Annotated in this window: 24 protein-coding genes and 1 riboswitch; of the genes, 8 read left to right on the forward strand and 16 right to left on the reverse strand. The window is 71.8% G+C overall.

The features are described from left to right. Nucleotides 1-18 precede the first annotated feature (18 nt). Entirely contained in the window at nt 19-954 is a 936-nt protein-coding gene (hemB, locus tag ACPPVS_RS18160; RefSeq protein ID WP_426596025.1) for a porphobilinogen synthase, read from the forward strand. Continuing rightward, complete coding sequence (gene hemL, locus ACPPVS_RS18165; RefSeq protein WP_426593642.1) at nt 954-2,297, forward strand: glutamate-1-semialdehyde 2,1-aminomutase; 1,344 nt, start codon at nt 954-956, stop codon at nt 2,295-2,297. The genes hemB and hemL overlap by 1 nt, the downstream gene beginning before the upstream one ends. A gap of 71 nt (nt 2,298-2,368) precedes the next feature. Here hemL and ACPPVS_RS18170 read toward each other — a convergent pair whose 3' ends face one another. Further along, nucleotides 2,369-2,827 carry an RrF2 family transcriptional regulator gene (locus tag ACPPVS_RS18170; protein ID WP_426593643.1) on the reverse strand — a complete coding sequence of 153 codons (459 nt, stop codon included), beginning with the start codon at nt 2,825-2,827 and terminating at the stop codon, nt 2,369-2,371. Nucleotides 2,828-2,920: 93 nt separating this feature from the next. On the opposite strand from ACPPVS_RS18170, the gene ACPPVS_RS18175 reads away from it, so the two are divergent. The 4 genes from ACPPVS_RS18175 to ACPPVS_RS18190 are packed head-to-tail and all read left to right on the forward strand — an operon-like array spanning nt 2,921 to nt 6,841. Then, entirely contained in the window at nt 2,921-3,202 is a 282-nt protein-coding gene (locus ACPPVS_RS18175; protein WP_028045683.1) for a metal-sensitive transcriptional regulator, read from the forward strand. 42 nt (nt 3,203-3,244) lie between these two features. Next, nucleotides 3,245-3,478: a heavy-metal-associated domain-containing protein gene (locus ACPPVS_RS18180; RefSeq protein ID WP_426593644.1), complete on the forward strand. Its 234-nt coding sequence runs from the start codon at nt 3,245-3,247 to the stop codon at nt 3,476-3,478. Nucleotides 3,479-3,513: 35 nt separating this feature from the next. Further along, the gene (locus ACPPVS_RS18185; RefSeq protein WP_426596026.1) at nt 3,514-5,907 is read left to right on the forward strand and encodes a heavy metal translocating P-type ATPase; all 2,394 of its coding nucleotides are present in this window, start codon (nt 3,514-3,516) and stop codon (nt 5,905-5,907) included. A 58-nt stretch (nt 5,908-5,965) separates the two neighbouring features. Then, nucleotides 5,966-6,841, forward strand: coding sequence for a CPBP family intramembrane glutamic endopeptidase (locus ACPPVS_RS18190; RefSeq protein WP_426593645.1), 876 nt, complete (start codon nt 5,966-5,968; stop codon nt 6,839-6,841). Between the two features lie 8 nt (nt 6,842-6,849). Here the strand turns inward: ACPPVS_RS18190 and ACPPVS_RS18195 are convergent, their stop codons facing one another. Continuing rightward, on the reverse strand, nt 6,850-7,419 hold the full coding sequence (locus ACPPVS_RS18195) for an HdeD family acid-resistance protein (RefSeq protein ID WP_426593646.1): 570 nt from the start codon (nt 7,417-7,419) through the stop codon (nt 6,850-6,852). Nucleotides 7,420-7,588: 169 nt separating this feature from the next. On the opposite strand from ACPPVS_RS18195, the gene ACPPVS_RS18200 reads away from it, so the two are divergent. After that, complete coding sequence (locus ACPPVS_RS18200; protein WP_426593647.1) at nt 7,589-10,141, forward strand: flippase-like domain-containing protein; 2,553 nt, start codon at nt 7,589-7,591, stop codon at nt 10,139-10,141. Between the two features lie 80 nt (nt 10,142-10,221). On the opposite strand, the gene ACPPVS_RS18205 is transcribed toward ACPPVS_RS18200, so the two are convergent. The 3 genes from ACPPVS_RS18205 to ACPPVS_RS18215 all read right to left on the reverse strand — a co-directional run bounded on the left by ACPPVS_RS18205 (nt 10,222) and on the right by ACPPVS_RS18215 (nt 13,074). After that, nucleotides 10,222-10,605 carry an SHOCT domain-containing protein gene (locus ACPPVS_RS18205; protein ID WP_426593648.1) on the reverse strand — a complete coding sequence of 128 codons (384 nt, stop codon included), beginning with the start codon at nt 10,603-10,605 and terminating at the stop codon, nt 10,222-10,224. Between the two features lie 176 nt (nt 10,606-10,781). Further along, nucleotides 10,782-10,937, reverse strand: coding sequence for a hypothetical protein (locus ACPPVS_RS18210; RefSeq protein ID WP_426593649.1), 156 nt, complete (start codon nt 10,935-10,937; stop codon nt 10,782-10,784). Between the two features lie 16 nt (nt 10,938-10,953). Then, nucleotides 10,954-11,028, reverse strand: a riboswitch (cyclic di-GMP riboswitch). Between the two features lie 165 nt (nt 11,029-11,193). After that, nucleotides 11,194-13,074, reverse strand: a complete 1,881-nt coding sequence (locus ACPPVS_RS18215) for a cytochrome c biogenesis protein DipZ (RefSeq protein WP_426593650.1) — start codon at nt 13,072-13,074, stop codon at nt 11,194-11,196. 176 nt (nt 13,075-13,250) lie between these two features. Here ACPPVS_RS18215 and ACPPVS_RS18220 point away from each other — a divergent pair, with 176 nt between their 5' ends. After that, complete coding sequence (locus tag ACPPVS_RS18220) at nt 13,251-13,925, forward strand: fasciclin domain-containing protein (protein WP_426593651.1); 675 nt, start codon at nt 13,251-13,253, stop codon at nt 13,923-13,925. 189 nt (nt 13,926-14,114) lie between these two features. Here ACPPVS_RS18220 and ACPPVS_RS18225 read toward each other — a convergent pair whose 3' ends face one another. The 11 genes from ACPPVS_RS18225 to ACPPVS_RS18275 all read right to left on the reverse strand — a co-directional run bounded on the left by ACPPVS_RS18225 (nt 14,115) and on the right by ACPPVS_RS18275 (nt 21,118). Beyond that, the gene (locus ACPPVS_RS18225) at nt 14,115-14,924 is read right to left on the reverse strand and encodes an anti-sigma factor domain-containing protein (protein WP_426593652.1); all 810 of its coding nucleotides are present in this window, start codon (nt 14,922-14,924) and stop codon (nt 14,115-14,117) included. After that, complete coding sequence (sigK, locus tag ACPPVS_RS18230) at nt 14,921-15,553, reverse strand: ECF RNA polymerase sigma factor SigK (RefSeq protein ID WP_426593653.1); 633 nt, start codon at nt 15,551-15,553, stop codon at nt 14,921-14,923. The genes ACPPVS_RS18225 and sigK overlap by 4 nt, the downstream gene beginning before the upstream one ends. Nucleotides 15,554-15,743: 190 nt before the next feature. Further along, nucleotides 15,744-15,950 (reverse strand): hypothetical protein, encoded by a 207-nt coding sequence (locus ACPPVS_RS18235; RefSeq protein WP_426593654.1) that lies wholly within the window; start codon nt 15,948-15,950, stop codon nt 15,744-15,746. 1 nt (nt 15,951) lies between these two features. Continuing rightward, entirely contained in the window at nt 15,952-16,626 is a 675-nt protein-coding gene (locus ACPPVS_RS18240) for a winged helix-turn-helix domain-containing protein (protein WP_426593655.1), read from the reverse strand. Nucleotides 16,627-16,763: 137 nt separating this feature from the next. Next, a complete protein-coding gene (locus ACPPVS_RS18245) occupies nt 16,764-16,934 on the reverse strand; it encodes a CsbD family protein (protein ID WP_426593656.1) in 171 nt (56 codons plus the stop codon). A 54-nt stretch (nt 16,935-16,988) separates the two neighbouring features. After that, nucleotides 16,989-17,417: an SRPBCC family protein gene (locus tag ACPPVS_RS18250; protein ID WP_426593657.1), complete on the reverse strand. Its 429-nt coding sequence runs from the start codon at nt 17,415-17,417 to the stop codon at nt 16,989-16,991. Further along, the gene (locus tag ACPPVS_RS18255; RefSeq protein WP_426593658.1) at nt 17,410-18,003 is read right to left on the reverse strand and encodes a DinB family protein; all 594 of its coding nucleotides are present in this window, start codon (nt 18,001-18,003) and stop codon (nt 17,410-17,412) included. The genes ACPPVS_RS18250 and ACPPVS_RS18255 overlap by 8 nt, the downstream gene beginning before the upstream one ends. A gap of 84 nt (nt 18,004-18,087) precedes the next feature. Next, a complete protein-coding gene (locus ACPPVS_RS18260; RefSeq protein WP_426593659.1) occupies nt 18,088-18,657 on the reverse strand; it encodes a 1-acyl-sn-glycerol-3-phosphate acyltransferase in 570 nt (189 codons plus the stop codon). Between the two features lie 104 nt (nt 18,658-18,761). Then, on the reverse strand, nt 18,762-19,619 hold the full coding sequence (locus tag ACPPVS_RS18265) for an NAD-dependent epimerase/dehydratase family protein (RefSeq protein WP_426593660.1): 858 nt from the start codon (nt 19,617-19,619) through the stop codon (nt 18,762-18,764). Continuing rightward, nucleotides 19,616-20,551 (reverse strand): LLM class flavin-dependent oxidoreductase, encoded by a 936-nt coding sequence (locus ACPPVS_RS18270; protein ID WP_426593661.1) that lies wholly within the window; start codon nt 20,549-20,551, stop codon nt 19,616-19,618. The genes ACPPVS_RS18265 and ACPPVS_RS18270 overlap by 4 nt, the downstream gene beginning before the upstream one ends. Further along, nucleotides 20,552-21,118 carry a sugar O-acetyltransferase gene (locus ACPPVS_RS18275; RefSeq protein ID WP_426593662.1) on the reverse strand — a complete coding sequence of 189 codons (567 nt, stop codon included), beginning with the start codon at nt 21,116-21,118 and terminating at the stop codon, nt 20,552-20,554. It abuts the gene before it with no gap. Nucleotides 21,119-21,141 lie beyond the last annotated feature (23 nt).

Consider the following 21,141-nt stretch of genomic DNA (forward strand, 5'->3'; position numbering starts at 1 on the left):
CTGCGAGCGACGCCGGCCATGCGCCGACTGACTGCCGAGACGCACCTGCACGCCTCCCAGCTCGTGCTCCCGGTGTTCGTCAAGGAGGGGCTGACCGAGCCGCACCCGATCGCGTCGATGCCCGGCGTGGTCCAGCACTCGCGCGACTCGCTGCGCAAGGCGGTCGCCGAGGCCGCCGGCGCGGGTCTGGGCGGCGTGATGCTCTTCGCGATCCCGACGATCAGGGACGCGGTCGGCTCCCAGGCCACCGACCCGTCCGGGATCCTCAACCTCGCCATCGCGGACACCGTCGCCGAGGTGGGCGACGCGCTCGTCGTGCAGGCGGACCTGTGCCTGGACGAGTTCACCGACCATGGGCACTGCGGCGTGCTGACCGCCTCGGGTCTGGTCGACAACGACGCGACCCTCGTCCGGTACGCCGAGATGGCCCTGGCGCAGGCCGCGGCGGGCGCTCACCTGGTCGGCCTCTCAGGGATGATGGACGGCCAGGTGGGCCACGTCCGGGACGCGCTCGACGCCGCGGGTCGCGACGACGTCGCCGTGCTGGCGTACGCGGCCAAGTACACCTCCGCGTTTTACGGACCGTTCCGCGACGCCGTCGAGTCCCAGCTGGACGGCGACCGCCGGACGTACCAGATGGACCCGGCGAACCGTCGCGAAGCCGTGCGCGAGGTGGCCCTCGACATCGCCGAGGGGGCCGACGTCGTCATGGTCAAGCCCGCGCTGGCCTACCTCGACATCCTCGCCGACGTGGCCGCGACGAGCACCGTCCCGGTCGCGGCCTACCAGGTGTCGGGGGAGTACGCGATGATCGAGGCGGCCGCCGAACGGGGGTGGATCGAGCGCAGACGGGCGATCCTGGAGTCTGTGCTCAGCATCCGCCGCGCCGGTGCCGATCACGTGCTTACGTACTCTGCGACTGAGCTGGCCGGATGGCTGGCAGAGGAGATCTGATGTCTGCCCACGCCACCACCTCGGACCTGACGACGAGCGCTGCCGCCTTCGAGCGCGCGCAGGCCGTGATCCCCGGCGGGGTGAACTCGCCCGTGCGGGCGTTCGGCAACGTCGGCGGCACCCCGCGGTTCCTCGCGTCCGCCCACGGCGCCTATGTCACGGACGTCGACGGCAACGAGTACGTCGACCTCGTCGGCTCCTGGGGGCCCGCGCTCCTCGGGCACGCGCACCCGGCAGTGGTCGAGGCGGTCCGCGAGGCCGCCGGTCGCGGCCTCTCGTTCGGTGCACCCACGGTCACCGAGGTCGAGCTCGTCGACGAGATCCGGTTCCGGGTGCCTCCGGCCGAGAAGATCCGTCTGGTGTCCACGGGCACCGAGGCGACCATGACCGCGCTGCGGCTGGCCCGCGCGTTCACAGGTCGCGACCTGGTGGTCAAGTTCGCCGGCCACTACCACGGGCACGTCGACGCGCTGCTGGCCGCCGCCGGTTCCGGCGTCGCGACCCTCGGTCTGCCCGACTCCGCCGGCGTCTCCGCGGCGGTCGCCGCCGAGACGATCGTCCTGCCGTACAACGACGTGGCCGTGGTCGAGGCGGCGTTCGCCGAGCACGGCTCTCGGATCGCCGCCGTCATCACGGAGGCGTCGCCGGCCAACATGGGTGTCGTCCCGCCGATGCCCGGGTTCAACGCGGCGTTGCGCCGGCTGACCCACTCCCACGGCGCGCTGCTCATCCAGGACGAGGTGCTCACCGGCTTCCGCGTCGGGTACTCCGGCTGGTGGGGGCTCGAGGGTCTGCGCGAGGGCTGGTCCGCGGACCTCTACACGTTCGGCAAGGTCATCGGCGGCGGCCTGCCCGTCGCCGCGGTCGGTGGTCGGCGCGACGTCATGGCCCAGCTGGCGCCCGTCGGGCCCGTCTACCAGGCGGGCACCCTGTCCGGGAACCCGGTGGCCACGGCCGCCGGCCTGGCCACCCTGCGCCTGGCCGACAGCGGCGTGTACGAGCAGGTCGACGCCGTCGCCGTGAAGCTGCGCACCGAGCTCAACGCCGCGCTCGTCCGCGAGGGCCTGCCCCACACGATCCAGTGGGCCGGGAACCTGTTCAGCACGTTCTTCGGCGCCGACGCCGCCCGTCAGGGTGCCCGCGACTACACCGCCGTGCTGGCCACCGAGTCGTGGCGGTACGCGCCGTTCTTCCACTCGCTGCTGGAGGCGGGCGTCTACGCGCCGCCGTCCCCGTTCGAGGCCTGGTTCGTCTCCGCCGCCCACGACGACTCCGCGCTCGACCGCATCGTCAGCGCCCTCCCGGCCGCCGCCCACGCCGCCGCAACGGCCACCAAGCCGTAACGCTCCGCGACGAGGCCAACGGCCTTCGTCGCGGCGTGCTCGCTCGGCCCCGCGTCGCGGTCGGTGAGCGGCTACGGGTTGAGCCAGGCGTCGTGGCGGGCGGCGAGGTCGTGGACCGCGGGCGGGAGCTCGCCCGAGACCAGGCCGGCGAGCGTGACGCGGTCCAGGACGTCGCGGACGCTCACGCGCAGTGCGACCCACACCTCGAGCAGGGCCTGCGCCGAGCCGGCGTACTCGAGGGCGGTGGGGCGCTCGTCGCGGACCGTGACCAGCGGGCCGTCGACGGCGCGGATGATGTCGGCGAGCGTGATCTCGTCGGCCGGGCGGGCCAGCCGGTAGCCGCCGGAGCGTCCGCGGACCGAGGTCACCACGTCGCCGCGCCGCAGGTCGCCCAGGATCCGCTCGAGGAACGGCACCGGCAGCTGCTGCCCGGCGGCCAGGTCGTCGGCGCGGACCGGGGAGCCGTGCGGGGACGCCGCCAGCTCGGCGCACGCACGCACGGCATAGTCCGCCTTCGCTGAGACCCGCATGCCGATGATTGTGCCGGTTCCGGACCGGAGGAATACCCCCTAGGGGTATTGTGGTTGCACTGGACGAGCAACCTTCACCCTCTGGAGACCCCCGTGCACGGCTACACCGACGCCAAGGACGACTACCTCAAGCGCCTCCGACGCGTGGAAGGCCAGGTCCGCGGCATCGCGCGGATGGTCGACGAGGACGTGTACTGCATCGACGTGCTCACCCAGATCGCTGCCGTGACCAAGGCCCTGCAGGCCGTCTCGATCGGTCTGGTCGAGGATCACCTGGCGCACTGCGTCGTCGACGCCGCCCGGCAGTCCCCGGAGGAGGGCGCCGCCAAGGTCCGCGAGGCCTCCGACGCCATCGCGCGTCTCGTCCGTTCCTAAGACCCGCACGACCCGTCCGCCACCCCGGTAGGGAGCACCACCATGAGCACCACGACAACCTTCGGCGTCGACGGCATGACCTGCGGTCACTGCGTCTCCGCCGTCACCTCCGAGCTCTCGGCGCTGCCCGGCGTGCACGACGTGGTGGTCCAGCTGATCGTCGGCGGCTCGTCGACCGTCTCCGTCACCTCCGACACGACGCTCGCCGACGACGACGTCGCCCAGGCGGTCGTCGAGGCGGGGTACGTGCTGACGCCTCGGCGGTCCTTGCTGTGAGCAGCGAGAGGACGGTCGACCTCGCGATCGAGGGGATGACGTGCGCGTCCTGCGTCGCGCGGGTGGAGAAGAAGCTCAACCGCCTGTCGGGCGTCGAGGCCACGGTGAACCTGCCGCTGGAGTCCGCACACGTCCGCATCGACGAGGCCGGAAGCACGATCGACACCGACGCGCTGGTGGCGGCCGTCCGCTCGGCGGGCTACGACGCGACGGTCACCCGTACCTCGACGCCGGCGGGCCCGCGAACCGCTCCGGCCGGTCCCGAGGTGCCCGGCCACGACCTGGCGGACCACGGCATGTCCGGGCACGGCATGTCGGGCCACGGCCACCAGATGGACGCGTTCGAGCACGCCCTCTCGGGTCACTCGATGGCGCCCGGGCACGACATGGACCCCGACGACGACACGTCCGCACCCACCGACGCGCGCGGCGCGGACCTCCGGCGGCGGCTCCGCGTGGCCGCCGTCCTGAGCGTCCCGGTGCTCCTGCTGTCGATGATCCCGGCGTGGCAGTTCACCGGCTGGCAGTGGGTCGTCGCGGCCCTCGCCCTGCCGGTCGCCACCTGGGCCGCCTGGCCGTTCCACCGGGCCGCCGCGCGGGCTGCACGCCACGGCGCGTCGACCATGGACACGCTCGTCTCGATCGGCATCGTCGCCGCGACCGGCTGGTCGCTCTGGGCGCTCCTGTTCGGAGGTGCCGGCGAGCTGGGCATGACCATGAAGCCGTCGCTGTGGCCGGCCGCGGACCACACCACCACCGAGCTCTACTTCGAGGTCGCGGCCGTGGTCACCACGTTCCTGCTGGCCGGTCGCTATGCCGAGCACCGCTCGCGCCGTCGCGCCGGCGACGCCCTGCGCACACTGCTCGACCTCGGCGCCAAGGACGTGGCCCTCCTCGAGAACGGCACCGAGCGGCGCGTCCCCGTCGCGCAGCTCGTGGCGGGCAGCGAGTTCGTCGTCCGCCCCGGCGAGAAGGTCGCCACCGACGGCGTCGTGGTCCGCGGCACGTCCGCCTTGGACGCGAGCCTGCTCACGGGCGAGCCCGTCCCCGTCGACGTCGGCCCCGGCGACGAGGTGACCGGCGCGACGATCAACACGTCGGGTGCGCTCGTGGTGCGGGCCACGCGCGTGGGCGAGGAGACCCGGCTCTCGCAGATCGGCCGCCTGGTCGCCGCCGCGCAGACCGGCAAGGCACCCGTGCAGCGGCTGGCCGACCGCATCTCCGCCGTGTTCGTCCCCGTAGTCCTGGTGCTGTCGGCGGCGACGCTGGCCGTCTGGCTGCTCAGCGGGTCCTCGACGCAGGCCGCCTTCACGGCGGCGGTCGCCGTCCTGATCATCGCGTGCCCGTGCGCCCTCGGTCTCGCGACGCCGACCGCGCTGCTGGTCGGCACCGGGCGCGGCGCCCAGCTCGGGATCCTCATCAAGGGTCCGGAAGTGCTCGAGCAGACGCGCGCCGTCGACACCGTCGTCCTCGACAAGACCGGCACCGTCACCCAGGGCAGCATGGCGCTCGTCGAGGTCCTCGGCGGCGACGACGTGCTCCGCCTCGCGGCCGCGGTCGAACAGCTGGCCGAGCACCCGATCGGCCGTGCGATCGCGAGCGCCGTGGAGAGGCGGACCGGCGACACCGGCGCCGACGGCGTCGTCATCGGCGCCGACCAGGTGCACGACTTCCGCGCGGATGCCGGTCTCGGCGTCGCCGGCGTGGTCCGGACCGCGCACGCGGGTGTCGGTCTGGGTCGGCGCGTCCTCGTCGGGAAGCCGGCGTGGCTGTCCCAGCAGGGGGTTCCGACGACGGACTGGCTGCCGGAGTTCGAGGCCGCGGAGGCGGACGGCGCCACCGCGGTGATGGTCGCCTGGGACGGCAGCGCGCGCGGCGTGCTGGTGCTCCGGGACCCGGTGAAGCCGACGTCCGCGCAGGCCGTCGCCGAGCTCCGGGCGCTGGGCCTGCGACCCGTCCTGCTCACGGGTGACGGCCGCGGCGCGGCGCTCGCGGCTGCCCGGGCCGTCGGCATCGCCGAGGCCGACGTCCACGCGCAGGTGCTCCCGGCCGACAAGGTCTCCGTGGTGGCCACGCTGCAGGCGCAGGGCGCCCGCGTCGCGATGGTCGGCGACGGGGTCAACGACGCCGCCGCCCTGGCCACCGCGGACCTCGGCCTGGCCATGGGTACGGGTACCGACGTGGCGATCGAGGCCGCGGACGTCACCCTCGTGCGCGGTGACCTGCGCGCGGCGGGCGACGCGATCCGGCTGTCGCGCCGGACCCTGCGGGTGATCAGGCAGAACCTGTTCTGGGCCTTCGCATACAACGTCGCGGCGATCCCGCTGGCGGCGTTCGGGTTGCTGAACCCGATGATCGCCGGCGCGGCGATGGCGTTCTCGTCCGTGCTCGTCGTCGGCAACTCTCTGCGGCTGCGCACGTTCGCGTAACAAGCGCCCTTCAGCGGGCGTCCAGCCAACCCTCAGCGGCCGCCCCTACGCTCGCACCATGACAGCGCCGTTGACGCCTCCCGCGGGGCCGCCTCCTGTCCCCCGCGAGGTGGACCGTGCCGAGGATGCTGACGCCCTCGGCACGGCCCTCGTCACGACGCCGCCGATCGGCGTGAAGGCCTACCGCCGGCGCATCACCACGGAGATCTGGATCGTCCTCGGGCTCTCGCTCGGCCGCTCGGGGATCTACGCGGTGGTCAACATCATCGACCGTCTCACCGCCGGCCCACCGCTCGGGGACCAGACGACGACGCTGAACCCCAGCCAGTCCCCGCGTCCGTGGCTGGACCTGACGTACCAGCTGCTGCAGATCGGCTTCGCGCTGATCCCGGTCGCGCTCGCCCTGTACCTGCTCTCCGCCAACGGACGCTCGGCGGTCCGCCGGATCGGCCTGACCTTCACGCGACCGTGGCGGGACCTGGGCGTCGGCGTGGCGCTGGCCGCCTGCATCGGCATCCCCGGCCTGGCGCTCTACGCAGGCGCCCGGGCGCTCGGGCTCGCCGTCGACGTGCAGGCGTCCGGCCTGAGCTCCAACTGGTGGACCATCCCGGTGCTCCTCTTCGCGGCGATCCAGAACGCGCTGCTGGAGGAGGTGATCGTCGTCGGCTACCTCATGGAGCGGCTGGGCGAGCTCCGCTGGAAGGTGCCCATGGTCATCGCGGCGAGCGCCCTGCTGCGCGGCTCGTACCACCTGTACCAGGGGTTCGGCGGGTTCGTCGGCAACGCGATCATGGGCGTGCTGTTCGCCTTCTACTACTCACGCAGGCGCCGGGTCATGCCGCTGGTCGCCGCGCACACGATCATGGACATGGTCGTGTTCGTCGGCTACTCGCTGATCCCCGCCGCCTGGCTGACGGCCCTGCACTTCTCGTAGACCTTCAGCTAGACGCGCCCTGCTTGGCTCTGCTTGGCCTGACCTTTCGCCGCGAAGCCGCCGACGACGAGCAGGACTCCCGCGACGAACGCGAACAGGCCGAGGACCACGACGACGACCTTGACGGACGTCTGGGGGTGCGTGATCAGCAGCAGGCCGATCAGGAACGAGACCAGCCCCGACGCGAGCAGCCACATCCATGCGGCGTCCTTGGCGCGGAACCGGACGATCGACCCGATGATCTGCAGGATGCCGACCAGCAGCACCCAGATCGCGATCATCCAGAAGATGAACTTGGCGGTCCCGTTGGTGAAGATCACCGCGACCAGACCGATCACCAGACTGACCAGACCGGAGAGCAGCCACCATCCCGCGCCGGACTCCTTGCGCTGCGTGAACCACTCGGCGAGCGCGACCACGCCGTCGATGATCGCGAAGATGCCGAAGATCCAGACGAGCGCGGTCACGGACCACAACGGGTTGGCCAGCATGAACCCACCCATGACCAACAGGAACACCCCGCGCAGGACGGGCACCCACCACACGCGCTGGATCTCAGCTGCGGAGCTGACGGTCATCGTGGCCTCCATTCGGCGCGACGGCGCACGCGCGCCGGTTCGTGCGCCACGCTAGTGGACAGACCGCCACAACACCGGCAGCCGGCGGCGGCGCGTGTGCGCAGGACCACCCCGCGAGGCAGGCCACAACAACGGGGAGTTGACGGCCTGGGCTCCTAGACTCGCCCCTATGCCCGCGACGCCGTCCGCCAGTCGCGCGGCGGCCGACGACGTCGCCGCTGCGGCAGCCGTCGTCGCACCGCCGGCTGCCGCTCCTGCCGACGACGTCCGGGCGCCGATCGAGATCGTCGACATCCCGAGCGCGCGCGTGCACCATCCGAGCGACCTGCTCAGCATGATCCTGTCGTTGCTCGGGGTCGTGCTGGTCCTGGCCCTGGCGACGTACGCCCACAACACGACGACCGGCGTGGCCGAGGACGTCCAGGGCTTCGCCTCGCTGCTGTCCGAGATCCTGTTCGTCCCCGTGCAGGTGCTCGAGGGCTTCGTCACCCTCGTCGTCCCGTTGGCGGTCATCACGGAGCTGGCCATCCGGCGGCTGGGGCGCCAGCTGCTCGAGGGGCTGCTCGCGGCGCTGGCCGCGGTGCTGCTCAACGAGGTCGTCCGGTACGTCATCGAGAACTTCGCGTCCACCGAGCTCTCGGTCGGGCTGTCCATCCGGACCGAGGGCGAGTGGGTGGTCACGCTCCCCGGCTACGTCGCCCTGCTCGTCGGTCTGCTGACCGTCGTCGGACCTCGCTCTCGTCGCCGGACCGTGAAGTGGTCGTGGAACCTGCTCTGGGTCGCGGCAGGCGTCCTGCTCATCACCGCCGGGGTCTCGCTGCCGGGCCTGATGGTCTCGTTCCTCATCGGCCGCGTCGCCGGGCTGGGCGTGCGGTACCTCTCCGGGGTCCGGTCGGAACGCGCCTACGCCGAGAGCCTGGTCGGGGGCGTCCGCCGCGCGGGGTTCGAGCCCGTGCGCATCGTGCGCGTCGCCGACCCGACCACCGACGCCGAGGCTGCCGACTCCAAGGTGCCCGTACCGGCCCTGGGCACCGACCCCGCCGCGCAGGCCCTCACCCGGTCGACGCGCGACCGGGTCTACGCCCTCACGACGGAAGCCGGCGACGACCTCGACCTCGTCGTCATCGACGGGGACCGCCAGGTGGTCGGCATGCTCACGCGGCTGTGGCGGACCCTGCGGATGCGCGGCATCGAGGGACGTTCGGTCGTCTCGCTGAGGCAGGCGGCCGAACGAGCGGCGCTCCTGGCTTACGCGGCACGAGCCGCCGGCGTCCGCACCCCGAAGCTGCTGAGCCTCGCCGAGGCCGAGGACTCGATGCTGCTGGTACAGGAACGACCTGGGCACGCCGTCCCGCTGGCGTCGTTGGAGGCCGACCAGTTCACCGACGACCTGCTCGCGGAGATCTGGGCGCAGCTGCGCCTCGCGCACGAGGCGGGGATCGCGCACCGCGCGCTGACCAGCGACGTCATCCTTGTCGAGGACGTGGTCGGCAGACCCGTCGTGTGGATCACGTCCTGGGAGCTGGGCGACGTGGCGTCCTCCGAGCTGGCCCGCCGCATGGACGTCACCCAGCTCGTCGCCCTCCTCGCCCTGCGCGTCGGTGCAGCGCGCGCCGTGGGCTCGGCCGTCGACGTGCTGCCCGACCACGACATCGGCGCCATCGGGCCGTTGCTGCAGACGATCTCGCTGCCGCGGCTCACCCGTGACGAGATGCGTGCGCACAAGCAGGTGCTCACCGAGCTGCGGTCGGCCCTCGTCGCGCGGCTGCCCGAGGCCGACGTCGCGCCGCAGCAGCTGGTCCGGTTCGGCGCGCGGACGGTGCTGACCGTCGTCGTGCCGATCGTCGCCATCTTGTTCGTCGTCACGTCGATCAACATCCACGAGATCTCGTCGGCCCTCGGTCAGAGCGACTGGCGCTGGACCGCGCTGGCGTTCGCCCTCGGACTGCTCACGCTCGTCGGTGCCGCACTGGCATTCGTCGCGTTCTCACCCGTCAAGCTCCGGCTCTGGACGACGATCCTCGTGCAGACCGCCGCCGCATTCGTCGCGCTTGCGGCACCCGCCGGCCTGGGGCCCGCGGCCCTGAACCTGCGGATGCTGACCAAGCGCGGCGTCACGGCCACCCTGTCCGCTGCGACGGTCGCGCTCGTGCAGGTCAGTCAGCTGATCGTGACCCTCGGGCTGCTGATCGTGCTCACGCTCGCGTCCGGCAACAAGGAGTCCGCACTCCCGATCTCGCCGGCGGTGCTCATCGTCATCGGCATCATCGCAGCCCTCGTGGCGGCCTCGCTGCTGATCCCACGTGTCCGGCAATGGGTGCTGGCCAAGACGCTGCCCACGCTGCGCCAGACGTGGCCCCGGCTCATCGAGGTCGTCGGCCAGCCCTGGCGCCTGGTCCTGGCGCTCGCCGGCAACCTGCTCATGACGCTCGGCTTCATCTTCGCGTTCTACGCCTCGATGCAGGCCTTCGGGCAGCACGCGTCGCTCATCCAGGTCGCGCTGGTCTACCTGGCCGGCAACACGGCCGGCGCGCTGATCCCGACGCCCGGCGGCATGGGCACCATCGAGCTGGCGCTCGCCGGCACGCTCGCCAGCGTGACCGGCATCAACGCCGGTATCGCCACGTCGATCGCGGTGGTCTTCCGCGTGGTGACGTACTGGCTGCGCATCCCCATCGGCTGGGTGGCCATGCAGTACCTGCAGAAGAAGGGCGAGCTCTGAGCCGTCGCTCGTGAGCCCGGACAGACCTCCGGGCCGGCACCCACGTGGGGTACCGGCCCGGAGTCTCGTTCAGCTGCGGGTCAGGCGAGCGCCTTGGCCTTCAGCGTGTCGAACTCGGCCTGCGAGATCGTGCCCGAGTCCAGCAGCGCCTTGGCGTCGGCGATGTGGTCGGCGGGCGACTTGCCCGAGCCGGCGACCTCGCGGATGTAGGAGTCCGTGTTGGCCTGCGCCGCCTGGACCGCCCTGCCCTGGCGCTCGGCCATGCCGGTGCCACGTGCGATCAGGTAGATCAGCGCGGTGAGGAACGGAGCCACGATCAGGAAGATGATCCAGACCGCCTTCCACCAGCCGCTGAGCTTGTGGTCGCGGAACAGGTCTCCGATGATCTGGAAAAGGATCATCAGGTAGACGACGAACAGGAACCACCAGATCAGCAGCCAGAACCACTGCGAAAAGCTGTTCATGCGACCCTCTCTCCACCTGGGCCCGCCCCGAGTGACCGGCCCGCTGCGCTGAGGCTAACCGACAATGCACAGAATCTGCACGAGGTGCCCCAAACGGGCGCATGAGACATCGGAAGACACGACAAGACCCCCGGTCGATGACCGGAGGTCTTGGCTGTTGCCGAGCCGGGAAGGGCTCAGGCGGCGGCATGCTCGCGCTGCGCCGGGATCAGCTCGATCGCCTTGCCGCGAGCGGCGAGACCGGCCCACGCCTGGAGACGTGTGACGGGAAACGCACCCGTGACCGGGATCGGTGCCTCGGACGGGTCGACTGAGTACCCACGCTGGTCCATGTGGCTGTCCTGTCTGTTCGGTAGCCCGGCTGACCGTGTAGGTCCCGTGGCTTTGCGTCCCCTCCTTGCGGAGGGTTTGCCGTTTCGCTGACAAGTGCGACATTAGACGACAGGTGTCTGTGACGGAAGTGATCGGTCCCGCTCAACTCCGGACGGCCGTCCATTTCACCCGGTTGGCGGTATCTGAGCGGTTGCTGAGACCTCGTTATGCGTTCACCCGGTGCAATCCCGGCGGTCAACTCGGTCAGAGGGCACCTCAGCCGAAGGTGAGCGAGTACAGCTGCACACCTTCCGGCACATGCAGCTCGAGCGTGCCGTCCACCGCTTTCGTGCCGCTGACCAGCGGATACGCTCGCGGCGTCCCGGTGACATTGACGACGAGATCGGCGGTAGCCGCTCCATTTGTGTGCGGAATCCGTACCTTTACGGCGCCAACTCCACCGATGACCGCCTGGACCACGGACGCGTGGTACTTCAGCCGGACCACTGCGTCGGGCCCGGCCGTCGCGCCTTGATAGTCGGTTGTCCATGTGCCGCCGAGTGCAATTGTGTTTGTTTCCTGGTTCGCGGGAAGCGTGTAGGTCGCCGTGCCTTCCCGGTAGTCGCCCGCCACGTTGCTGTGCTTGCCGATCGACAGGAACGTCTCGGGCGTCAGGCTGCCGGTCGGCGTCGTGTCCTGGACCTGGGTCGAGGCCGGCAGCCGGACATCCGGGTTCGCCTGGGTGAGCAGGGTGCGGATCAGCGTCTCGGTCGCCGCATAGCCGCCCTCGCCCTGCGACACCTGACGGATCGTGCCGGACGCGTCGATCAGGTAGTGCGCCGGCCAGAAGCGGTTCCGATAGGCGGTCCACGTGGCGTAGGAGTTGTCCTGGGCGACCGGGTAGGTGATGCCCAGCCTCTTGGCCCCGTCGACGACGTTGCGGGTCTCGTGCTCGAACGCGTACTCGGGCGTGTGCACCCCGATGACCACCAGACCCGCGTCGCGGTACGCCTTGTCCCACGCGGTCACGTGCGGGATCGAGCGCTGGCAGTTGATGCACGAGTACGCCCAGAAGTCGATCAGCACGACCTTCCCCTTCAGGCTCGCGAGATCGATCGGCGCGCCGTCGGGTGTGTTCAGCCACGTGTCGATGCCGCGGATCGCCGGGGCCGTGCCGCAGTCCTCGAGCGCCGTCGAGTCGTTGGTGCAGTCGGCGATCTTCGCGTTCTCGGCCGTCACCAGTCCGCCCAGGTCGAGCTGTCGCTGGACCGTCTCGTTCGAGGCGACCTTCGACTGCAGCGCGTCGGTGTACCCGGGCAGCGCCCGCTGGATCGCGTCCGTCACGTTGAAGGCGAGCGCGAGTGCGAGAGCGATCATCAGCGCACCCCCCGCCGCACGGATCGCCCTCTGGTGGGTACGGAACGCCGCGATCCGCTCGGCCACCCGACGACCAGCCAGCGCCAGGACCAGCAGCGGGATCGCCGCTCCGAGCGCGAAGGTCACCGTCAGGACGATCGTGCCCACGCCGACGGTCCCGGTCGCGCCCGCCACGGTGATCGCCGCCAGCACCGGGCCCGCGCACGGGACGTAGACCGCGCCGAGGCCGAGACCGAGAACGAACCCGCCGCGCCCCTTGCCCGGCACCCGGTTCGGGGTGAGCCGGGCGAACGGCCGCTCGAGCAGCTCCTCGAACCGCGGGACCAGCAGGCCGAGACCCAGCAGGCCGAGCACGACGATGCCCGCCCACCGCAGCAGGTCCTGCGGAAGCCCGAGCAGGTTGAGCACGACGGTCCCGACGAGGGTCACCAGCGTGAAGCTGGTGACCAACCCGGCGATCACCAGGTACGGCCGACGCGCGGCCGCACGGTCGGCCTTGGCGCCCGCCTCGGCGCGGTCCAGCACGGCGACCGGGCTCTCCGACGTGGCGCCGGCGCCCGTGGCCGCCGCGGGCGACGTGCGCGTGAGGAACGACGGCTGCGGCATCGCGCCCACCACCATGCCGCGCGGCGCTGCGCGGTTCGCTACGGCGGGTCGGTCCCGGGCCGCCTCGACGCCCCCGGCGAAGAACACCACCGGGAGCACGGGCAGGATGCAGGGCGAGATGCCGGTGATGAGGCCACCGACGAGGCCGATGAGCGCGAGCGTGAGCAGGTCCATGGCCTGGGTTCGCCACGGCGACCCCCGTGGATGGGTGGCGGCAGACAGGGCCGCTCGCGTCGTCGGAAAACTGCCGACGATCCGGACCCATCCGGCTGCCCGACCGCGCCGAACCCCCGAGCGACAAGGGGACGACCGGGCCACCGCCCGGCCCACGACCATCAGGGAGAGTCACCATGCGCACCTCGAACCGCACACGCATCGCCGCCGTCCTTCTCGCCGGCGTCACAGGCCTCGCGCTCACGGCCTGCTCGTCGAACAACGACACGGCGGGGTCCTCGTCGAACGACTCCGCGATGGCGATGCCGTCCGACACACCCTCCGCCATGGCTGGCGACGCGATGACGGCCGACCCCGCCGCCGACCTCGTCGGCCCCGGCTGTGCCGGCTACGCCGCGCAGGTTCCGACCGGGCCCGGGTCCGTCACCGGCATGTCGACCGACCCTGTCGCCGTGGCCGCGTCGAACAACCCGCTGCTGACCACGCTCACCGCGGCGGTGTCCGGCAAGCTCAACCCGGACGTCAACCTGGTCGACACGCTGGACGGGAGCGAGTTCACCGTCTTCGCGCCGGTCGACGACGCGTTCGGCAAGATCGACGCCGCGACGATCGACTCGCTCAAGACCGACTCCGCCACGCTCACGAAGATCCTGACCTACCACGTGGTGCCCGGGCAGCTCTCGCCGGACAAGGTCGACGGCACCCAGACCACGGTCGAGGGCGGCACGGTCGACGTCGAAGGCACGGGTGACGCCATGACCGTGAACGGCGCCAAGGTCATCTGCGGCGGCGTCCACACCGCCAATGCGACCGTGTACCTCATCGACACGGTGCTCATGCCGACGATGTGAGCGCCCCGCACTCCCGGTCTCTCCCCTGACGACCGGTGGGCACGACACCCCCTGCGCTGGGTACGGCGCGGGGGGTGTCGTCGTGCCAGGGCAAGACCCACCTGTCTGGTCTCCGCAGCGCCCGCGAGAACGGCACCGTGAACCGCCGGTGTCGAGGCGAGCTGCCGATCTCGTCGTGCCGGGCCGGAGTCAGGTGGCGGACATGACCAGGACCGGCGGCGTCGTCGGTTGGGCCGAGCCGCCGGTGGGTTCGACCGTGACCGCGAGGGAGTCGCCCGAGGCGAAGTCGTCGGTGAGGGCTCGGGCGCTGCCGCCGCTGTCGGCCAGGATGCCGGCGGACGTCGCGGCGCCGCCGCTGACCACCCACAGCTGGTAGACGTGCCCCGCGCCGGGATCCGGCATGTCCGAGGCGCTGATCAGGGCCTGCGAGTCGGTCATGACCGCCGTCGCCGTGCCACCGCCGGGCATCATCCCGTGCACGACGACCGCCGACGGGTCGGTCAGCAGGTCGGCGAGCGCCTGCTGCTGCTGCTCCGCGTGGTCCGCCCGCTGCGCCTGCTGGACGGCGAGCGCCGTCGGGATCGCCGCCCCGATCACCACGGCCGCCGCGATCGCGAGCCACCGGGCCTTCGGACGTCGGCGTGAGGACAGGTCGGTGACCTGCGCGGGTCCGGGTTCCGACGAGGCGGCGGCGGCTCGAGCGGGCGGCGAGCCGACCGCATGACGGGGCCCGGCGAGCGGCCCGGCCTGCGCCGTCCCGGCGACCTGTGCGAGGACCGAGGCACGCAGGGTCGCGGGCGGATCGGCAGCGACGGCGTCGCCGAGGGTCGCCGCCACCTCGAGCAGCGACGCCAGCTCGCGAGCCGCGGCCGGGTCGGTCGCGACGAGTGCCTCGACCGCCGCTCGCTCGTCCGGGTCGACGGCGTCCAGCGCGTAGGCGCCGAGCAGCGAGCGGGCATCGTCGGCGGCCCGCTCGTCCTGAGGGCGGGACTCGTTCATGCGCTCACCCCCAGGCAGTCGCGCAGGCGGAGCAACCCGTCCCGGATCCGCGACTTCACAGTGGGCAGCGGCGCGGACAGCTCGTCGGCCACCTCACGGTAGGTGCGGCTGCCGTAGTAGGCGAGCACCACGGCCTCGCGCTGGGTGGAGGTCAGCGTGCCGAGGCAGTCCCGGACGCGGGTCTGCTCGAGGGCGGACTCGACCTCGTCGGCGACCACGTCGAACGGACGCTCGGCGCTCAGGTCGAGGTCGCGCTGGTCGCGGTCGCGCTGCGACTGGACGGAGCGGACGCGGTCCACGGCCCGACGGTGCGCGAGAGTGAGCGCCCAGGTGCGCGCCGACCCGCGGCCGGCGTCGTACCGCGGAGCCTGCCGCCAGACCTCGACCCAGACCTCCTGGGCGACCTCGGCTGCGTGGTCGGGGTCGCGCAGGACCCCCAGGCAGGTGCCGAAGACGCTGCGGCCGAGGGCGTCGTAGAGGGCCGCGAACGCGGTGTCGTCGCCGGCCGCGACCGCAGCGAGTAGCGCTTCCGCGGTCGCGGGACGGTCCTCGAGAAGCCGGGGGACGGGACCCCGTCCGGGCGCGACGGGGTCAGCGGCGGGACCGGGAGGTCTCGAGGCTGGCTCCACGCGGGCCAGTGTGCCCCACCGTGCGGTCGCTCGCTCTGCGGCGGGCGCGCGGTCCGCCGCCGAGGGAGCGGACGCGGCCACGAGCAGGACGAGGGACATGGGAAGCCGTTGCACCGGACGTCGAAGGGATCTGTCGCTGGTTGTTCGGCGCCGAGGTCGGGCCGGATGGCCCGCTCGCGGGTGAAAGCGGTCAGAATCCTGCGCCTGCGCGCGTGGAGAACGCCGCGTCGCGATGAGTCTCCCGGCGGCGCTCGGCGGCGACGAGCTCGGTCCGGGCCCAGTGGGGGCGGTCCGCTGCGGGCGGGCGCACCCGGCGCAGGCGGTCTCGGCCGGCGCCGAGGGCGAGTCGGGGGATCGGGATGCGCACCGTGCGCACGTCGTACGTCAGCGCGACCATGTCACGCCTCCTCGGAAGAGTTCGGATCCTGCTGCTGGGGGGCGTCGGACGCCTCCGGACCGGGTGTTTCAGAGAACGCGGGATCGGGGTGGCTGGTGGTGAGCCAGCGCATGAGCCGGGCGCCGGCCGGACGGGCCGACGCGTCGGTCGATCGGGCCAGGAACGGTTCGATGAGGGCGGAGACCGCGTCGTTGAGCTCTGCCGCCTCGTCGGGTGTCGCCCAGAACGACTCCCGGTTCATCGCGAGCGCGGCGCGCTGACCTGCGAGCTCGTCAGCACGGTCCGCGCGCGTTCGCAGCGCCTGGACGAACCGGTCGACCTCCTGCCGGACCGCGATCTCCGCGAGCTCGGCGATCGCGTGGACCGAGCCCGGGACCGACTCGTCAGGCGTGAACATCTCGCGCCGCTCTGCACGCCGCCACGGCCGCTCGCGACCGCGGCGCTCAGCCGGCTCGATGAACCCGTAGCGCGCGAGCACCCGCAGGTGGAACGAGCAGTTGGCGACGGTCTCGCCCGTGTGCTGGGCGCACTGCGTGGCGGTGGCCTCCCGGACGTCGTCGAGGTAGTCGAGCAGCGTCAGCCGCAGCGGGTGGGCGAGCGCGCGGATGCGGTCCGGGTCGCTGGTCCGCTCCGCACCCGCGAAGGGGTGGGATCCGGTGGTGTCGTCCGCGCTCATGCCGTCACCCTAGAACGCGCAACAGTTATTGCGCAACAGTTATTGCGCAAGAGGTGTTGCGGGCGAGCGGCTGGACAGAGCAAGGCCCCCACCTCTCGGTCATCGAGAAGCGGGGGCCAGAGTTCGGGGACGGTCCGTTACTTGAACGCGTCCTTGACCTTCTCGCCTGCCTGCTTGAGGTCGGCACTGGCCTGGTCGGCCTTGCCCTCTGCCTCGAGGCGGTGGTCGTCGGTCGCCTTGCCGGCGCCCTCCTTGACCTTCCCCTTGGCTTCCTCGGCAGCGTTGGAGATCTTGTCGTCGATGCCCATCAGAATCACTCCCCTCGGGTTGGCAACATCTCGACGCTACGTCCGGTCGACGCGTCACGCATCTGGGGCGACCGAGGCCGCGAGCGCCTCGAGGACCTGCCGCCAGAGACCCTCGGCATGCGCGACCTCGTCGGCCGACCCGTTCCCGTCCTGCTCCAGGACGACGGTCGTGGTGCCGTCGGACTCGGCCAGCGAGAACGTCAGGTGGTGGTAGTTCTCGGGCACGTCCGGCTGCCCGGAGAGCGGCGACCAGTGCGTGTACCGCAGCAGCCGTGGCGGATCGACCTCGACGATCTCGCCGTGGTCCTGGAACGGCTTGCCCTCCCACTCTCCGTCGAACGTGATGGGGTCGCCGACGACGTAGGTGCTGGTCACGGTCGATCCGACCATCCACCGCTGCGTCGGGTCGACGAGCACGGACCAGACATCCGCGGCGGACGCCTGGATCTGGAAGGTGGCCCGGGCCACCAGGTTCTCAGCCACGGTGACCCACCCGGTACAGGTCGGTGAGCGTGAAGATCTCCGAGCCGTGGTGGATGAGCTCGCGGTTGACGTGCAGGACGAGCTGCGCGAAGGGTGCCTGCGCGTCGATCTCCGTGGCCTGGCTGAACCCGACCGTGAAGATGTCGTCGTCGGCCATCTCCGCGATGCCCGACCGCCACGCGTCGGCCACGGCCGTCAGAGCCGCGACCGCCGTCCCGACCTCCCCGGAGTAGCTGAGGTCCGGCCGTCGCAGCCGGTGCTCGCCGAACGTCCAGTCGTACCTCTCGGTGAGCACCTCGGTCAGGTGCGCGACCAGCCAGGCGACGGTGCGTGGACCCGGCTCGTCACGCCCCGCGGGCCACTCCACCACCCACTCGCCGACCCCGAACGTGCGGGCCGCGGTGGACTCCGCACGCCGTCGGACGGACAGCGCACCGGGTACGGGCTCCCACGTGAACTCGTCCTGCGTGACGGTGGTCAGCCGGCCGCGCAGCTCGAACCAGGAGTACTCCAGCTGGCTGCGCACGGCGGCGCGAGCCGTCGGGACCTCGTTCAGCGACCAGTCGAAATCGTCGGTGGTGGTCATGCTTCGACGGTAGCGAAGCCCTCCGACAGCCGCCCCTCGGCCGGGCGAGAGCTCGCAGCGCACCGCCCGGAGCTGGCCCGCTCGCTACAGCTCTTCCCGCAGGCGCGGCTCCGTGCGGCGCGCAGGCACGAAGCCCGACTTGTCGGCGTAGAACGCGCGGACGACGTCCATGTCCGCCGCGATGTCGCCGGTCAGCTCGAGCGTCGGGCCGAGGCCGGTGGTCATCGTCGTGCGGTCGACGTAGCCGAGCGTGACGGGCAGACCCGTGGCGCGGGCGATCCGGTAGAAGCCCGACTTCCAGCCGTCACCGTTGCGCGTCCCCTCGGGCGTCACGACGAGGTAGAACCGGTCGCCGCCCTGGATCCGCGCGATCAGCTCGTCGACGAGGCCCGCCGGGTTGGCACGGTCCACCGGGATTCCACCGAGCGCTCGCATGATCGGCCCGGCGACTCCTCGGAAGAGCCCGTGCTTGCCCAGCCACCTGATGCGCAGGTCGGCCTCGCCGGCGATGGCGAGCATCAGGACGAAGTCCCAGTTCGACGTGTGCGGCGCGCCGACGAGCAACCCCGCCCCGTCGCTCGGGACGCGCTCGCCGGCGAGCGTCCACCGGCTCATCCGCCAGTAGCCGCGCGCGAGGGCGTGTCGCACCGTCATCGTCTGCTCACGGGCGAACGATCTCACGCCCGCGGGCTCGCGCAGACCGGCAGGGTCCAGGCGCGGCGCGGCTCAGGCGTAGTGCGGCTCGGGCGTAGCGCGGCTCAGACGTGGTCCCGCCAGGTGTGCGTCGGGTCGTAGCCCAGCAGCCGGCGGGCCTTGTCGATGGACAGCAGCGTCTCGGTGCCGCTGACCGGTCGCTTGAGGGGCACGTCCGGGAAGTACCGCGCGAGCAGATCGGCCGACGGCGTGGTCATGACGGAGTCCGGGGACGCGACGATGAACGCCTCGAACCCCGTGAGCTCGCTCTCCAGCGCCCGCTGCACCGCGAGGGCGCCGTCGCGGGCGTCGATGTAGCTCCACAGGTTCCAGATCCGACGGCGCGGGTCGTCCTCGAACGACGGGAACTCGGCGTAGTCCTCGACGTCCATGACGTTCGAGAACCGCAGCCCGATGAGCTTCGTCGTAGGGTCCCAGCGCGCAAAGTGGCGGGCCATCTCCTCCTCGACCGCCTTGCCGAGGGAGTAGGTGCTCTCCGGCCGGACCGCGTACTCCTCGTCGACGGGGGCGTACGGCGGAGGCGTCTCGAACGGCAGGCCGAGCACGGTCTCGCTCGAGGCCCAGACGACGTTGCGGATGCCCGCCCGCCTCGCGGCGGAGAAGACGTTGTGCGTGCTCGGCACGTTGTTGGCGAAGGTCGCTCCGCTGGTGCGCAGCCCCGGTGCGGGGATCGCCGCGAGGTGCACCACCGCGTCGACGCCGTCGTAGCGGTCGTCGATGCCCGTGAGCGCCTCGGTCACCTGTCCCAGGTCGGTGAGGTCGACCCGGGTGAACAGCGCCGCCTGACCCGCGGGCGGCGGCACGGCGTCCACGTTGACCACGTCGTACCCCTGCTCGGCCAGGTGCGTGACGACCGCACGCCCGAGCTTGCCGCTGCCACCGGTGACCACCACTCGACTCATACGAGCGACGCTAGCCCGTCCAGCTCGCCGAAGGCGTCGGGGCCGGCCGGGATGAGGACCGCGCAGGTCACGCCGGCGGCGTGCAGCTCGGCCAGGCGACGGCGCGCCCCGTCCGGGGTCCCGACGACGGCCAGCTGGTCCACCCAGGGGGCGGGCATCCGCCGGAGGAACTCGGCGCGGCTGCCCGACGCCGCACGCAGCGCGCGGAACTCGTCGGCGAAGGGCAGCGGCGCGATGTGCGGCTCCCAGTCGGGCTCGCCGATCCAGTCGAGGGCGAGCCGGACCCGGTCGCGGGCCGCGTCGGCATCCCGGTCGACCGCGGCCACGCAGTAGGCGACGACGGGAACCGGTCGGCCGACGCTCCGGGCGACCATCGCCAGGTACTCGGGCGTGACCGGTTCGGCCAGGACGACACCGTCCGCGACCCGGCCCGCGAGGGCGAGCGACCGCGGCCCACGCACGCCCGCGAGGACCGGCGGCGGTTCGGCCGGCGGTGCGTACAGCTGCACGCCGTCGAGATGTACATAGCGACCGTCGAGCGTCACCCGGTCACCGTGGAGCAGGGCCCGGACCGCGCTGAGATGCTCCTCCAGCAGGGTCAACGGACTGTCAGGCCACGCACCGACCTGCGAAATCCAGCCCGGCATCCCGTGCCCGACACCCAGCACGAGCCGCCCGGGGTACAGCGCGGCGAGCGTGGACGCCTCCATGGCCGCGAAGGCCGGGTTGCGGACCGCCGCGGGCAGGATGCCGACGCCCACCCGGATCCGGTCGGTGCTCGCCAGGACCACGGCGGCCTGCGCGATCCCACCGCGGAACGGCAGGTCCTCGACCACCCAGATCTCGGCGAACCCGAGCGCCTCGGCCTTGCGGGCGTACGGGACCAGCTGCTCGACCGGCAGATCCCTGGGGAGCAGGACGCCGACGCTCACCTAGACCTCCTTGACCACGCGCGCGGGGTTGCCCACCGCGACGACGTTCGCCGGCAGGTCCTTGGTGACCACCGACCCGGCGCCGACGACCGTGTTGTCACCGATCGTCACGCCCGGGCACACGATGACGCCGCCACCGAGCCAGACGTTGTTGCCGATCGTGATCGGCTTGGCGGACTCGAGCTTGGCGCTGCGCGCGGCCGGCTCGACCGGGTGCACGGGCGTGAGCAGCTGGACGTTCGGACCCAGCAGCACGTCGTCGCCGATATGGATCGGGGCGACGTCCAGCGCCACCAGGCCGAAGTTGACGAACGTCCGCGCGCCGACGTGGATGTGCACGCCGTAGTCGACGTACAGCGGCGGGCGGATCATCGTCTCGTCGCCGAGCGAGCCCAGCAGCGCGCGCAGCTCGACCTGGGCCGCGTCGGCGTCCACCCGGAACGCGTCCGCGTACAGGTGTGCCCGCTCCTGGGCCTCGTTGGTCATGGTCACCAGGTCGGGCGTGGCCTCGTACCAGTCACCGGCGACCATGCGCTCGTACTGGGTTCGTGTGTCGTCGTCGCTCACAAGGGACGACGTTCTCACACACC

The organism is Cellulomonas sp. McL0617 (assembly GCF_049994875.1).
GTDB lineage: Bacteria > Actinomycetota > Actinomycetes > Actinomycetales > Cellulomonadaceae > Cellulomonas.